The organism is Pseudoduganella namucuonensis, assembly GCF_900116645.1.
Taxonomy (GTDB): Bacteria; Pseudomonadota; Gammaproteobacteria; order Burkholderiales; family Burkholderiaceae_D; genus Rugamonas; species Rugamonas namucuonensis.
This window is the reverse complement of the sequence record NZ_FPBO01000053.1, coordinates 1-14,450: the sequence shown is the minus strand read 5'-3', so window position 1 is coordinate 14,450 and position 14,450 is coordinate 1. Positions and strand designations below refer to the sequence as shown.

Here is a 14,450-nt window from a genome sequence, read left to right as displayed (position 1 = left end):
CTATTTCTGGTGTTACTATAAAAATTCTAGCGATGCGACTCGTCGATCAGATTTTAGCTAATATGAGGTCTAGTTTAATTTGTGCAGGGCAGCTGTGCTCACGTATAATAATATCCTCATCACACATCAAAAGGAAGTCCATGTCTACCTATCAGGAATACGCCGCCAAGATCGCCGAACTGCAACAACTCGCAGAAGCAGCCCGCAAGAACGAGATCGCTGGCGCAAAAGCACAGATCGCCGAGATCATGAGTGAATATGGCTTGAGCGTTGCAGACCTGGCTGGCACGACCAAAGCGAAGAGTGCGAAAGAACGCGTGCCGGTAGCCGCGAAGTATCGGGATGATGCCACTGGCGAGACCTGGACTGGTCGTGGACGCTCACCGAAGTGGCTGGAGGGCAAAGACAAGGATCAGTTTCTGATCAAGTAAATACTGTAGCGCGTACAAGGCGCTTGCTCACCTTTTGAGGTGGCGAGCGTCCAATAAAAATCATGGGGGATTCTGATTTCTTCTACAACGTTGAATTGCTTTGGTTTCCTAAAATTAAAAAGGCGTCCATTTTTTGGCAAGAGCAGGCACTAACGCATTTGATGGATCGTATTCATTTGCTGCCGCCCTAGCCCCTGCGCGGTAGCAGTACAGTTTTTCCCCGAATTTCTCCTGCAAGCGGAGGCCTAACTTCCCCTCACGCTGAATAATTTTCCGCGCTCGACGGTATGCCTCAACTGTTCCTCTACCAAACTCGGTCGCTCCCAGGATAATAACTGAAAGAAAAATGGTTAGCACGCCAATTTCTAACGCAAAGAAATTCTTGGTTGAGCAAGAAAATAATATGCACAGAATTCCGACAACGAGCAATCCAAAAGATATTTGGAACCACATGTTGTATCTAAACGGAACAAGCCAATCAGTCGTAGGCCCTTTGAGCCATTTACTGCGCCTTCTTTTTCGTTCCATGATTTTCGAAATGCTCCGGATCAAATCTTCCCCTCAATATTGTCGAATTATAGGTAACGCGGCGCACGCGTCGTTAGCGGCATTCGCCTAGCGAAGCTAGTTGCAATTCAGGTAGATAATTCAAGATCCCACATCGTCAAAATAGTCAGAATCTACCCGTTTTACAATATAGCTAGCCGCCGGCGACACACCAACATCAAAATCTATCATCAGATTTGCAAGATGCTGCCCATCGATTAAAACCACTTTAGTTTCGATGTGCGAGACATAGTTCATCGCGTCCTTTGTGTATGTCGAGGTCGTAATAAACACACCTTTCCTTGCACGCTGCCCCTGCAATGCCCCTACAAATTTCTGTATTTCTGGACGACCTACCGAGCCTTGCCATCGCTTTGCTTGCAAGAATATAGTATCTAAACCTAAACGGTCTTCTTTGATGATGCCATCAATTCCTCCATCTCCAGTCTGACCAATTCGCTCACCCGCATCTTTCCTCGACCCTCCATATCCCATTTTCACTAACAGCTCAACAACCAGTTGTTCAAAGAACGTAGGAGAACAGGTTAATATTCGTGTCAGTAACTCTTGCGCGAGCTGATCGCGTAATCCCTGATAAGCCAATTCAATCGCTTCTTCCGGTGTGGTTGTCTCTGGCGTCAGATCAACAGCAACTTTTACTTCATTAGTTGACTTCGACACATCCTGAAATTCAACGAACTCAGGCCATTGCTCCAAATATTTCTTATCAATCTTTGACGGGTTTGACTTCAAGGTTTGTAAGCCCCGAGCAGTTATTTTAAACACGCCCCGTTTCGGTGACTCAAGTAACAGCGCCTTCTTCAGATAAGTTCGAGCCCAGCCAATACGATTTTTGAAGATCCCTTGCTGCCCACTTGGCAGCAATTCCGCCCGTTCTGTAGGAGTTAGCTTGAATTCCAGAGCAAGAAATTCTTCAGCATCTCGCAAAGTATGCTCCTTGCCATCGCCAAGGTATTTCAGAAATGGAAGCATGCAAGTTTGATAATCAGGTATAGACATAGTGGGTTGCGTCGAGGTGGTTCCGTATGCTGCCACGCCCAGATAGGCAAAGCAATCTTCTTATACGATTTTCAGGGGCACGTCTTAGATCGATTCTAAAACGCTTAGAATCAATTTCATTTCTCATCTGCTCACTGATGCATCTCAGCTGCGCTCCACGCCTTAGAGGCGCTTCTAATCGATTTTAACGCGTGGTCTGAGATCGCTATCTAACGCATTGCAGAGAAATTACGCGAGGCGGATCGCCTTGCATAGTTTCCCACTGTCTGGGCATCTCTCCTTCGTGGCGGTGAACCTGCCCGTCTCAACCAGCGCATCGATTACATAGTTGTCAGCGAGTTTGGTGTCCTGCATTTTTGGGAAGCGATTGCGCAGCCACACATCGAGGGATTTGGGCTTGGTATGGTTTGCAAGCGTTTTGATTCTCTGGCCTTGGACCATAAAGTTTTTGCCAGATGCCTTGATGTGGTCGATCAGCTCTTGCTCATCAAATCCCAGACCTGTGTACCGAAGTTCAATCATAGAAATCGTCCGCGTTTCGTGCATGGCACGATATAAAATTGCAGACGATGATAGCAGAACAGGTGGCGTGCTGGGCTGCGAATGCAGCCCCCGGATAGATGCTTGCAAACGCTAAGTTTCTCGCGTCTGCTCGTCAAGAATGGCACGAATGATATTTGCGGCCAGTTGCCTGTTGGCTGGGGTCAGCTGGGCAAGCAGCCCAGTGATGCGTAGGATGGCCGGATCGGGCTGCGCCACAGCGGGCGCTTCGGTGTGCATAGCTTGGTTGCGCAGCGTTGCGGAGTGAACTATTACGGCCTGGCTCTCCGGGATGGGTGTCGTATAGAGGGGCTTCTTCTTCGTCATGCGAGGCTTTCGTTCGTTGATGGTACTGCTACCGTCAATGCGAACGCTGGGAACCTCAACGCAGATATGCGCTCTCCCCGGCCTCCTGCATGCAATTTCTTTTTCTGCCTGCCGGACACGGGGCGCCCCATTCCGACTTCCACTGGGCGATTTCCGTTTTTATACGCGCCTGTATCAGGACACTTTTAGCACCAAAACTTTGGGCGCGTTTATCGCCGTTTCCCCTGCATCCATAAGGGTTACTTTAATACGCGCCGATGTCGTAATCTATTCGTCTTCGTTCTGGCTGGCAAGAACGCATCGAACCATGCTCTCGACCAGGCGGACGTTCTTCGGAGACAGTTTCGCCAGTAGCTCTACGACCGGGACGACAGCTGCCTGATTTTTCCCTACCACTACTGCTACGCCGCGCTCGCCGGGAGTGTGGACAGCATCGGCAGCTTTAACCGCTCGACGCCGGCCAGTGCCGAAGCGAAGCCACTGCTCGGAAACCTCCAGCCAACCAGCCAGCGCGACCAGCTTAGCTTGTGTTGGTATCGCCTCCGCAAACAACCACTTCCTCACTGTCTGCGATGCGATCTTGTTCCCTGGGTACTTTGCGTTGAACTCGGCAGCGATGCGCGTAGGGCTGGTGATCGGCATGCCCATGCGTTCAAGCTCCTTCTTCAAGCGAAGGCTGAACTCTTCGCGCAATTTTTCGTTGGTCGTTTCCATGGATGAGGAACGTACCTACTGAGACAGTAACTCTACAGTTCTATAATTTTTACACGACAACTCATAGTTACCGTAAAATATTCCTTGAGTGCAATTCCGCTGGGGTCACAGGATGAAATCCGTTTACATACTGATGTTGGTTTCTGTGGCGATCACCACCGCTTCCGCCCATGCGCAGAAGCAACCGCGCTCAGTCCTTCGGTTCGCAGAGGTGGTCACAGTCACCCCCAATTACATGCAGGTGCCGTGCGACACGTGCGGTGGTATGCCCGATCTCCGGTTCGCAGGTACTACGTTCACCTACCGATGCGACGGCGAGCTATACGAGAACTGGACGGCATCGCCACTTCAAGTCGGCATCCGCGTCCAAGTGGCGGGTTGCGGAAATCTGGTAGTCACGAAAAATCGTAAAGCAGTCGTCGAAGGGCGAGAAAACGTTGATAGTAAGTAGCGGCGACTCACAACTAATTAGGAGAATTGATGGAAGCAACGAATGAAACTCTGCCCGTTAAGAAAATAGCACTCAAGCACAAAATAATTCTTGGCCTATTTTGCATTGCTGGCATTGGCATGTGGGCAGAATCCGCATATCACAAGAAAGCGATTGAAGGGCATTGGCTATGCTCTCGCGCTGATGGTTCAACTGCTGGGGCTTTTCAATTTGATTCAGATGGAAATTTTTTAGAAACAGATTCTCGCACAGAGCAATTTTTTGGTGATTATTCTGTCAAAGGAAGCACTATCACTACGAAAATAGTAGGATCTACAACACACAACATATCCTACAACGAATCCAATCCCCTAATTACCACGTTTGATTTTATAGAAAAAAAGGGCGACCGGTTATTGCTTAAAGCTTGGCCGATCAACAAGCCGATGGGCGTAGCTTTGTCCTGCGTTCCATTCAACAGCTAACTAATCGACTCCATGAAAAAGATAATTCTGTTCATTGCCATGTTTTCGGTTTACTCGATCCAAACGGCAAACGCTGCACAATGGTCTACAACCACAGGAACTATGTATAGTTGGGAAGATGCGTACCGCCATTGTGCGAATATGCGCGCCGCAGGACGCTCCGATTGGCGGCTGCCAACAGCTCTGGAGTTGAATGATAGGTACAAAAATTCAATGTCCAAACCAGCCTGGAACCCAAACGGATCTCAGATTGATTGGTTGTGGAGCATTTCGAAAAAAGACGGCGGCCCATACTTCTTAGTCAACGTAAACAACGGAGCGCGCAGCTGGGACAACAATCGTCGTGCATTTTTGACTTGCGTATCGGACTCAACCATTGATCCGAATTCGTGGTTGGAGGATGCCGACGGCGCAAAGAAAATAAAAGATTGGGCCAGAGTAGTAAAAATAATAGCTCCGGAAGCAAAGAAAAATAATCCCGAAGCGCTTGTCTTTCTAGGAAAGCTTACCTTCGATGGCACTGGAGTACAAAAAAATGAAGATGAAGCATTCAAGTTGTACATGGCCGCAGCTAAGCAAGGTCAAGCTATCGGACAGCTTTCAATCGCGGCGCTATACGAGCTTGGACGCGGTACAGGCAAGGACATAAAATCTGCAATTTACTGGTATGAGAAAGCAGCTGCGCAAAATGAACCGGGAGCGGCCGATGCAGCGGCAAGATTGCGCAACGCTCGCTAGTTTCTGCAAGTTCATCACAAGTAAATTACGTAGCTGGTGAATAAAACGACAGAGCAATCCTTGTGAACTTGGAATCGCCATCAGCCCCCAAGAGGAACTGCGTCAGCTTTTTGTAGTCCTTATCATCTGACTGGCACTCTACATCAATAAAAAGCTCGCCGCGATAAGACGAGTAGCCAGAAATAGTTGGGTCGTCGCCGCACTCTTGGAACGGAATTCCCATAACTTCCAACCAAGACATAACGTGCTTTCGAATAGGGTTTTTCCCATACTTCGATCCCGAGCCAGGAAAAGACAGAAGTAGTACTCGACGTTTTTTCTCTGTGGCGATTTCATCAATAGTGGGTATTAGTGCTGGCATATGTAGTCCTCTTAAAGACTTATTTATCCACACACAATCATACCCAAAGCAGCAATTTCCGTTCTACCCCAGTGTGTCACAGCCCCATCAAAAGCCACTAACTTTTCGCTAAAATAAAGGATAACGCCTGTACCTACAGGCGTTATCTTTTTTCATGTCAATACTATTTTTGCGCACCGGAATTCTGAAGCGAATCGATGAGGCTAACCGCTTTTCGACTGGCGTCGTTCGGCGCAAGGTGCGCGTAACGCTGTGTCATCTTCGAATCGCTGTGGCCAAGCAGAACAGAAACTTCAAACAGGCTGATACCATTCTTCACCAGCTTGGATGCGTAGCTGTGGCGCAACGTGTGCATCGTCACCTTCCCGCCCTTCTCGCGCACAACATTCTCGTCGTTGAGACCGGCACGATCCATCGCCTTCTTGATGGCTTGCGCTGCATAGCCCCGCGCTTTCCCCGCCTTGTTCTCGAAGACGTGCCGCGCACTAGATTGGCGTTCAGCAAACCGGCGTGCCATGACTTCCTTCAAGCGATTAGTCATGTACAGCACGTCCTCGTTGCTCACCTTGCTACGATAAATGTTCAGTGTGCCAGCTTCCAAGTCAACACTCGACCAAGGGATGTTGGCCGCCTCCGAATAACGGCAACCAGTATCCAGCAGCATAATCACAAGATCATAGTTGTCCTGAACATTGCGCTGCATCTCAGGCGTGCGCTCGTCCACAGCTTGGATGCCACTCCTGACGGATTGCGGGTCAAGCTCGCGCAACAGTGCAACTTCGTCGTTCGGATCAAGGTAGCGCAAGCGATAGGTGGTCTTTAGCTGTGGGAAGACGACATCACGAGCGGCCTTGTATCCGAGCTTCTGCATTTCGCGCAGTGTCGAACTAATCAGCCCAATCTCATGCTTGATCGTCGCTGGTTTATCGCCCTCCGATTTGCGTTTTGCTACCAGCCGCTCGACATGTTTAGTTTGAATCTCATGCAAGAGTAGGTTCGAAGACAACCCGTAGCACGGATTTTCTTTCTTGCTCTTGGGATCTCGCTTACTACCGAACATCTTGCGAGAGATCGACTCCATGCCTCGGTAGTAAGAATATTGCTTACGTGGCTCTAGATACTTTAGCACGGCTTCGCGTAGGCTAATTTCTTCGGCTTCGCCAAGAAAATTCTCGCTATGAATCCTGTTCCGCATTTCCCGTTCTACCTGCAACGCTTTCGTTTTATTTGCAGTGCCTGTGCTTCCGACGTACTTCTTGTTATTTTCCTGAAATGAATAATACCAGTTACTGCTGTTTTCCCTTTTGTGCAAACCCATAATTTTCTCCGTTGAATCAATATAAACAACTACATCATCAGCTATTTATATTCATAGTTCAACGGAGGTATTTCACCCCATACTCAATAACCCGCACCATTTATTATCCGAAAATAGCAAACGAAAATCTGCGTCCATTACTGACTTCCCAGCTAGGAAAGTTACTGGCTTCCCTATGAGGAACAAAAACTTCGAGTTCAAAACCAATAGTTGCAATAAACACCACTCGCCAGATGGGCACCAGTGATGTTACAAAGTGATGATCCATATTAGGACAAGTCCAGACTTTGTAACGCCACGACGAGCGTCTAATCGATTCCGCGCAAAAAACGTAATAGAACACATGCACGGCGCCACAAAATGTTGTCATTTTGAAATTCACCTGAGCATTCACACTTATGAATGGATGTCATATTGATAATTAGGCGCCTGGAAATTACTCTGTTGCAACCTATTACAGCAACTACCTAGCCTCCCGAGCAAAACAGTGATCAGTCTCCCCCATCCCCTGGTTCGGGTCAAAAAGCTTTCTAGCTTCTTCCTCTACGCGAAGTCATTCCTTCAAAATTGCTGATTACTGATTTGTTTTTATTATATTGTTAGAAGGCACAGCTGGCAGTGTTTGTTCATTCGGCCAACTTATACGACCTCAAAAACATTGTTCACCGAATTCTTAACTTGCTCAGTTGCCTTTTTTAACCGTTGGCTAACCAACACCGTCATCATTCTTCGTTTGTCTTCGCCAAGTTTTCCCTGTTCCCTTGAATTTGTCACATGGTCCTTGCCGGCTGGAAAATTTTCGTCTAATGCTAGCTGCTCACCAATTTTCCACAGCGCCCAGCCAGGATTTTCCCGACGCATGTCGTAAATGCGTAATCGTTCTTCTAATTTATCCAACTGCGGATAACCGCTGAATTTGTATTTCGCTTCACTGACATATGTTGGCCGCCCACTCGTTTTACCGGGAAATCGTGCATCAAGCAGCATCGAGAATTGGTAACTTATTTCCTGCTTCGATAAGTCCCTCTTACCGAAACGAATGGGGATAGCTACAACCATAGTGTCGTTCCAGTTTATTTTTCCCAATTGAGATGCGTCCCGTATCTCACCTAAATCATCAGGTACATGTGGCTCTCTGAAGAGGCCATCACCAAATTGAAAAAACCACTCTTCAAAGTCGTCTGTTCGAACATCTCCCCAGTCCAAATATAGCGCGGCGTACTCGCCTTCACCGCCACGTTCGCAGCATTCCTTGTATCCAGAATGTCGTTTTAGATACTGGAACCACCAATAGTAAGGACTACTCTGCGGCCTCGGCTCATCACCGTACACATCTGGGTAGCCATACAGATACGGTGAAGGACCTTCGTTCGCATCTCTATCTGCGAGATTGAATGGTTCTGCTAACACTTTAACTCTCCAATTAAATTGTGGATTTTCATCAATTCTGTCATCGGGGATACTGCATGGGTCGAGACAAAGTTGCACGCGTCGTGGAAATCGGCCGGTTTTCACGACGAAAAAGCACTACATGATGCCACTCAATGTTGACGTGGCGCAACGAAAACCTACTGCGCATTGCAGCAAATGGAAAGGTCACAATGAAGAACATCAAACCAGCACCACAACACGACGTAGCCGTGAACACTCCCGCTGCCAGCACGAACGAGGTGGAGATGCCGAGACGTGCAACCCAGCCCGGCATCGACGAAGGCAACCAACATGCCCCAATCGAAAAGGTGGCATCCACGTCAAAGCGCAGAATGATTCCCACAAATACCGAACACTACCCTCGCAATGACGATCCAAGTCTGCCGCATGTATTGCCAGCGCCGCAATTTACGCATGCTACTGGCGATAATCGGACTCCTGAAGATATCGTCACGATCGCAACGAATCTTCGTTGCGCCGTAAAGGCTGCGTTGGAAAAGGGGCTGCATCTTAAATTTACCGAATCCGGCGGAGAGATGCGCGTCTACTACAAGCAAGTTGTCGATAAAAACATCGGCATGCATGCCTTTATTAAGGATATGCAAGTTGCATACTTCCCAGAGTGGTGCGTTGGCCATATTAAAGACGACGAGGGCTACCTCCGCACTAATCAAAAAGGTTGGCCCGTGATCGACCAATATGGTGACGCTGATGAAACGAGAGGAGGAATCGCACACGCTCGTGAGCCATTTGCCTCACGCCTTTGTAGTATCGCCGATATTGTCTATGACGTAAGCCGGGCACTCTGCGACGAGTACGAAAGCTGGCTGCTGTCCGAACTGGGAATTAGCGATATTAACGAAGCGCTTTCGACGGATCAGCTGTATCTCGCACTGGAAAATCTGCTGCTGCAAGTTTCAGAAATTGCACCTCGCATTAAGCAATTGATCGAGGAAGAAGCAGTCGCTAGCGCCGCATAACCCGGTAAGCCAGTAACACAACGTCACCCCACTCAAGGAGTGACGTTCCTAACGATGCGGCGCCCTCGTCGCAAATATTATAAAGATACAAAAATGAACGACTTCACAACTCAAGACCTCACTGCAATCGCTACCGCTCAAAATGTAGCTGAAAATATCAGCGGCATCACTCCAGTGGTGCTGAATCAACTGCCAGAAGCCCAGCATGATGGCGCGGCGACTGCTATGCATATGCCGCAGCCGGAAATCCATATCCAGCAACCCTCCGCCAGCGTTGTAGTGAAATCCAAGCAGGAGGAGCGCCGTGACCTGTCCGCACTTGTGGATATTGTCCGCTGCCTCTCTGAGTCGCGTTGCGCAAGCGTAACAAACAGCGCTTACGGCAGGACGTACAAAGGGACGTTCGACGTGCGCTTCGACAACCCAGACGAAGTCACCCCTAAGACCCTCAATGCATTCTTGTCAAAAGGGGTGTTGATCTTCTTCCCTGACGATATCACTGATTATCCTTCGATGAAGAAATACTGCAAGCAAGACGGCGGCATCAACTTGTCCGCCCTGTGCACCCGCAAAAACCGTCCCGCAAATATCAATGAAGCAGAGTGGGCCTCACTCATGAGCATGTGGGCAGCGGTGTCTACCGTGCTGCATGTCAAGGGGATCGATCCGATCTACACGATATTCACCGAAGCACTGCGCTCGTTGGGCCATGGAGGGCCGAAGATCAACCGGAAACTCGGGGGTGGCCTGGCGTCCGTACAAGGCGCGCAAGCACCAATGCAAGACGTGCTGAAAAAGCTGATTTCGATGCTGGAAGAACTCGCTAAATAATTTACACGGAGCGATATGGCGACGAGGCCATATCGCTCCGTGGAGACCCTTCGACCACAGTCCCCATAATACTTGAGAGAAGCTATTTCTCGGCACTCAGAAAACTTGCAAATCAACGCCCACAGATAACCCATGAAAATTTCCATCAACAAAAAACTTGACTATAAACCAGAGAACGGCGACCCTTCCGTCTTTTGGTCATTGGCCCATGAGTTCGTCAACGTGGACATCAACATCGATGAACTTGCAAAACACATCAAACTGGGACATCCGTTTTGCGCACAACACCATCCAATTCGAAATTCGCAAAATTTTACCTGTGCGGGGTATCTTGCTGTCGATATTGACAATGGCATGACTCTTGCCGATGCGCTAGAAAATGATTGGGTGAAAAAATATGCAGCACTGGTCTATGTTACGTGGAGTCACACAAAAGAACACAATCGCTTTCGCATAGTATTCGAGCTCGCCAGGATAATAACTGACGCCCAAGAAATGAGAGCTGCATTCATTGGGTTAATACGGAAATTTGGGGGCGATGGTGCCTGCAAAGACGTGTGCCGGATATTCTACGGCAGCAAAGATGGCCAGCAATTCATGTTGGGCAATATGTTGCCAGACGAAATTCTGGATGAGTTAATTGAGATTGGTAAAACAAAGAAGATAAGCGCAGAGTCCGGAGATGAATCGGGAAATTGGATGAGTGCCGTTCGCTCTAATCGCCATCTCGACGCGGACCACGCCGTGAAAACTGCCGAGGGCAGCATTGAACAGGTGACGACATTGTCACGAACGGCGCGGGTGCACTGCCCGTTCCATCTCGACAAGCACCCGAGTGCGTTCATCACTGTATCGAGCAATAACATCAAAGGCGTGCACTGCACAACCTGCGATGAGACGTTTTGGCCGAAGAGCATTTCACGACGCAACTTGCAGAATTTCGATTTCTATCAAATTGATGATGAGTTGAACAAAATTGAATACTATGAAGATCCATACAACATTTACGGTGAAGACTCCCCAGCAGAATTTTTCTCAAATGATGACCGCGTTGTAAGGTCTGGAAATGAAAAGCGTCTGGCAAATCTTGAGTTGATGCCGGGAGTTATTCTGGTTCGTAGCCCGAAAGGCTCCGGAAAATCGTATCAACTGGCCAAAATCGTAAATCAGTGTAAGCAACTGAATAAATCAGTACTATTAATCGGTCATCGCCAGTCACTGATAGCGGCACTTGCAGAAAATCTCGGGCTTGCATGCTATCTTGACAAAACTGATGCCGATGGTGAGCGCATATCCGTGTCGAAATACTATGCAATATGCCTGGATAGCATCCCACTGCGACTAAAGCTTAATCTTCATAAATTCGATGTTGTCATTATTGATGAATCTGAACAAGTCTTCTCTCACTTGACATCTGACACGTTGGCAAAACAGCGTCGTGACTGCTTCTTGAAGATGGAACGATATTTGAGGAATGCAAGCACAGTAATTGCGTGCGATGCAGATTTGAGTCATTTAACACTGGCAGTTATCAGCAATGCACGTGGTGGTGAAATGCCAGTGAGGTTTTACGTTAACCGCCACAAACAGTCACAGCGAAACATCGAAATCTACGACAGCCAAGACCAGCTGCTCAGCGAATTAATCTCTGCGGTTAACTCTGGAGGAAAGTACTATGTAACGTGCAACTCAAAGAAGAAGGCAGATCAAATTGCAAAGGCGCTCGAAGAATCAGCTACCCGTGAAATCAAAATTCAGTTGATAACGAAAGAAAATTCTCAGGACAAGGAAATTAGGGGTTTTGTTAAGAACATTAAGACAGAAATCCTGGAATTTGATGTGGTGATTTCATCGCCTTCCCTCGGGACTGGGATTGATATTACTTTTCCTGACGATGAAATTTTAATAAATGGAGTGTTTGGCTTCTTCTTGCCACGCATCAACACGCACTTTGATATTGATCAGCAATTGTGTCGCGTAAGACATCCTGGATTCGTGAAGGTATGGATTTCGCATGAACGATTTTCTTTTGAAATTGAACCTGAAGCAATCAAAAGGAACATTGTTGAAAGCGGTTCGTTTACGGACTTTCTCATTGGATACGACGACAATAACAACAAAACCTATGACATTGATGACTCACTGCTTTCGTTGCACGCCGTGGTGTTTTCATTAGGCCGTGCATCAAAGAACAACATAAGAACGCATTTCATCGATCTTAAGAAGTATAACGGTTGGAATGTAATTGAAGTTGCAACAAACAAAAAGGAAGCGGCATCCGGACGCGCAGCATCAAATGCCGCGAAAAAGGAACTGGCACGCATGCGAGCTCAAATGATCTGTGATGCCGAGAAAATTACTGAAACGCAGGCGAGAAATCTGCAAGAAGCAACGAATAGAACTGCATTCGTCAATGCAAAGATTGATCGTTTTTGGATTGAGCGGTTTTATGGCGAAGAGATCTCACTTGAGCTTGTTGAGCTGGATGACGAGCAGAGGTATCAAGAGAAAGTAAAAATGATGGCTGTGTACTTGAGTGATGATGACCAATCAATTGACTATGACAAACCACAGCAGAGCAAGTTTGCCGCGGATCGTAATTTTAGCTATTTCAAAAAACTCCTGCTGCGGAAATTGTTTATTGCAGCAAAGCTTGCGGATAGCGAGGGTAATTTTATTGAAAACAAACGCATCTGCAATGATGACTTAGACGAATTTGTGAAAATTTGCGATGAGAAACGAGGTGAGATCGAGACGCTGCTAAAACTGGACGTGCGAGGCGATTTGCATCCGAAACCGATGAACCAACTTGGAAACTTTTTAAAACTTATTGGTTGCAGCTGGGTCAAACCAATTAATTCAGAAAGTAAAAAGGGACGGATAAGATATTATTCCATAAATCAATACTCGCTGAATCTTGCACAGAAGTATGCAAAAAATCGGTTGAAGAACAGGCGTAGGCAATGACCTCCTTGCAGGAGGTGACGATTGCGCGCTAATCCTGGTGTGTGTCCCACACACCAGGATGTAGCATACACTAGTGGATTCAATTCGTTAATGGCCCAGATTGCCGCTAAAGAAAACCAATTCTCGGCCCAAAATAATTTCCGTATAACATATTTTAATTTCTGTTAGTGACTGAATTGATCTGTTGTCCGCAAACCTCCCTGCCCAAGTCCCATATCATACCGCCGAAGCTCCGGATAACATATGTTGATTATATGTTAGTGACTAACTTGATCTGTTATACGCAAAGCCCAACCACTTCAGCAGACTACACTCGGAAAAAATTTTCACGTATAACATATTTTAATTTTTGTTAGTGACTGAATTGATCTGTTATCCGCAGCTAGTCCTAACCTCCCCAATCCTGTCCGCCCGCGATCCGGGACAACAGATGTTGATTTTGGTTAGTGACAGGACTGTTCTGTTGTCCGGGGGAACCATAGGGGTGGGTACGTGTAGACAGTGTATGCCTACGAACATGCAATTTCAGCAACACCTCGACATGTCAGGTACGCTTGAAGCCAATTAAGCTTCTAACGTAGCTCCGCAAACCCCGCATTCATGCGGGTCTTACGTGAATGCTCTCGCAGGTGTGATGAGAAATGAGATGGCTGCTCAGCGAAAAGTCGCCTTGGAGCGGTGATGGTCTACTGTGCGATGCGGTGAGGTAGCCCAGCCTTGGCCTGCGAACTGGCCGTTGCCTCTTCGTTGAAAACTGTTGATGGTGAAGGCTCCTTAACCACACGAGCGCCTACATCATGAACGCGAAGACTACCGCAACCGATCTGCCCAAGACAACGAACGACCAGAAACCGGCATTACCTGCTGTTGCGACCGCGCCGCAAACTGTTGCGCCTGCATCGCCAAGCGCAGCTGGACCGATTAAAAACGCCTCTACGCCGATTTCATCGACGCCGACGGCGGATATGACGGGGACGGAAGGAAAATCCGTTACTGCCGATTCTCCTGCGGCCAAACCGGAGAAGAAGCCGAAGCCGCCGACGAAGATGGAAATCGCGTCATCCATCTACCTGCGCATGTCCGCACAGAAGGACATGACCCGCAAGCAGATCGTTGAACAGTTCGTCGCCGAAGCCAAGCTAAGCGCAGCCGGTGCAAGCACGTACTACCAGCTGATCAAGGCAAAACTGGGTTGAGAAATGGTTTGCACGCCAGTCTGCTGTACGGGCTGGTGTGCCGCTGTGTAGCACTATCCATACCCGCCACTTCAGTCCCCCATGTTGTTCCGTGCGACCAGGATCATAGATGCTGCTATGCTGACTTCTTTCTGG

The 14,450-nt window shown here is 48.0% G+C and carries 15 protein-coding genes; 7 read left to right on the top strand and 8 right to left on the bottom strand.

Translation table 11 applies throughout. The annotated features are described in order from the left end of the window. Positions 1-140 precede the first annotated feature (140 nt). Positions 141-431 (top strand): H-NS histone family protein, encoded by a 291-nt coding sequence (locus BM436_RS33090; protein ID WP_093560898.1) that lies wholly within the window; start codon positions 141-143, stop codon positions 429-431. A 114-nt stretch (positions 432-545) separates the two neighbouring features. Here the strand turns inward: BM436_RS33090 and BM436_RS36660 are convergent, their stop codons facing one another. The 5 genes from BM436_RS36660 to BM436_RS33070 form a co-directional block, all read right to left on the bottom strand. Continuing rightward, complete coding sequence (locus BM436_RS36660) at positions 546-959, bottom strand: hypothetical protein (RefSeq protein WP_143133426.1); 414 nt, start codon at positions 957-959, stop codon at positions 546-548. 120 nt (positions 960-1,079) lie between these two features. Then, a complete protein-coding gene (locus BM436_RS33085) occupies positions 1,080-1,970 on the bottom strand; it encodes a restriction endonuclease (RefSeq protein ID WP_229490969.1) in 891 nt (296 codons plus the stop codon). 255 nt (positions 1,971-2,225) lie between these two features. Continuing rightward, entirely contained in the window at positions 2,226-2,519 is a 294-nt protein-coding gene (locus BM436_RS33080) for a hypothetical protein (protein ID WP_143133425.1), read from the bottom strand. Between the two features lie 111 nt (positions 2,520-2,630). Then, on the bottom strand, positions 2,631-2,864 hold the full coding sequence (locus BM436_RS33075) for a hypothetical protein (protein ID WP_093560892.1): 234 nt from the start codon (positions 2,862-2,864) through the stop codon (positions 2,631-2,633). 267 nt (positions 2,865-3,131) lie between these two features. Further along, a complete protein-coding gene (locus BM436_RS33070) occupies positions 3,132-3,578 on the bottom strand; it encodes a hypothetical protein (protein WP_143133424.1) in 447 nt (148 codons plus the stop codon). A 480-nt stretch (positions 3,579-4,058) separates the two neighbouring features. Here BM436_RS33070 and BM436_RS36655 point away from each other — a divergent pair, with 480 nt between their 5' ends. Both BM436_RS36655 and BM436_RS33065 read left to right on the top strand, forming a co-directional pair. Beyond that, a complete protein-coding gene (locus tag BM436_RS36655) occupies positions 4,059-4,493 on the top strand; it encodes a hypothetical protein (RefSeq protein WP_143133423.1) in 435 nt (144 codons plus the stop codon). A gap of 12 nt (positions 4,494-4,505) precedes the next feature. Further along, positions 4,506-5,231: an Lcl domain-containing protein gene (locus BM436_RS33065; protein WP_093560889.1), complete on the top strand. Its 726-nt coding sequence runs from the start codon at positions 4,506-4,508 to the stop codon at positions 5,229-5,231. A 25-nt stretch (positions 5,232-5,256) separates the two neighbouring features. Here the strand turns inward: BM436_RS33065 and BM436_RS36650 are convergent, their stop codons facing one another. The 3 genes from BM436_RS36650 to BM436_RS36645 form a co-directional block, all read right to left on the bottom strand. Then, positions 5,257-5,592, bottom strand: a complete 336-nt coding sequence (locus tag BM436_RS36650) for a hypothetical protein (protein ID WP_143133422.1) — start codon at positions 5,590-5,592, stop codon at positions 5,257-5,259. Positions 5,593-5,755: 163 nt separating this feature from the next. Next, positions 5,756-6,910 (bottom strand): tyrosine-type recombinase/integrase, encoded by a 1,155-nt coding sequence (locus BM436_RS33055; RefSeq protein WP_093560885.1) that lies wholly within the window; start codon positions 6,908-6,910, stop codon positions 5,756-5,758. Positions 6,911-7,549: 639 nt separating this feature from the next. Continuing rightward, positions 7,550-8,320, bottom strand: a complete 771-nt coding sequence (locus BM436_RS36645; RefSeq protein WP_143133421.1) for a hypothetical protein — start codon at positions 8,318-8,320, stop codon at positions 7,550-7,552. Between the two features lie 191 nt (positions 8,321-8,511). Here BM436_RS36645 and BM436_RS36640 point away from each other — a divergent pair, with 191 nt between their 5' ends. The 4 genes from BM436_RS36640 to BM436_RS36630 all read left to right on the top strand — a co-directional run bounded on the left by BM436_RS36640 (position 8,512) and on the right by BM436_RS36630 (position 14,315). Further along, a complete protein-coding gene (locus BM436_RS36640; RefSeq protein ID WP_143133420.1) occupies positions 8,512-9,321 on the top strand; it encodes a hypothetical protein in 810 nt (269 codons plus the stop codon). 93 nt (positions 9,322-9,414) lie between these two features. Further along, positions 9,415-10,152 (top strand): hypothetical protein, encoded by a 738-nt coding sequence (locus BM436_RS33045; protein ID WP_143133419.1) that lies wholly within the window; start codon positions 9,415-9,417, stop codon positions 10,150-10,152. A gap of 132 nt (positions 10,153-10,284) precedes the next feature. Continuing rightward, a complete protein-coding gene (locus tag BM436_RS36635; RefSeq protein ID WP_143133418.1) occupies positions 10,285-13,119 on the top strand; it encodes a plasmid replication protein, CyRepA1 family in 2,835 nt (944 codons plus the stop codon). Positions 13,120-13,916: 797 nt separating this feature from the next. Continuing rightward, positions 13,917-14,315, top strand: coding sequence for a hypothetical protein (locus BM436_RS36630; protein ID WP_143133417.1), 399 nt, complete (start codon positions 13,917-13,919; stop codon positions 14,313-14,315). Positions 14,316-14,450 lie beyond the last annotated feature (135 nt).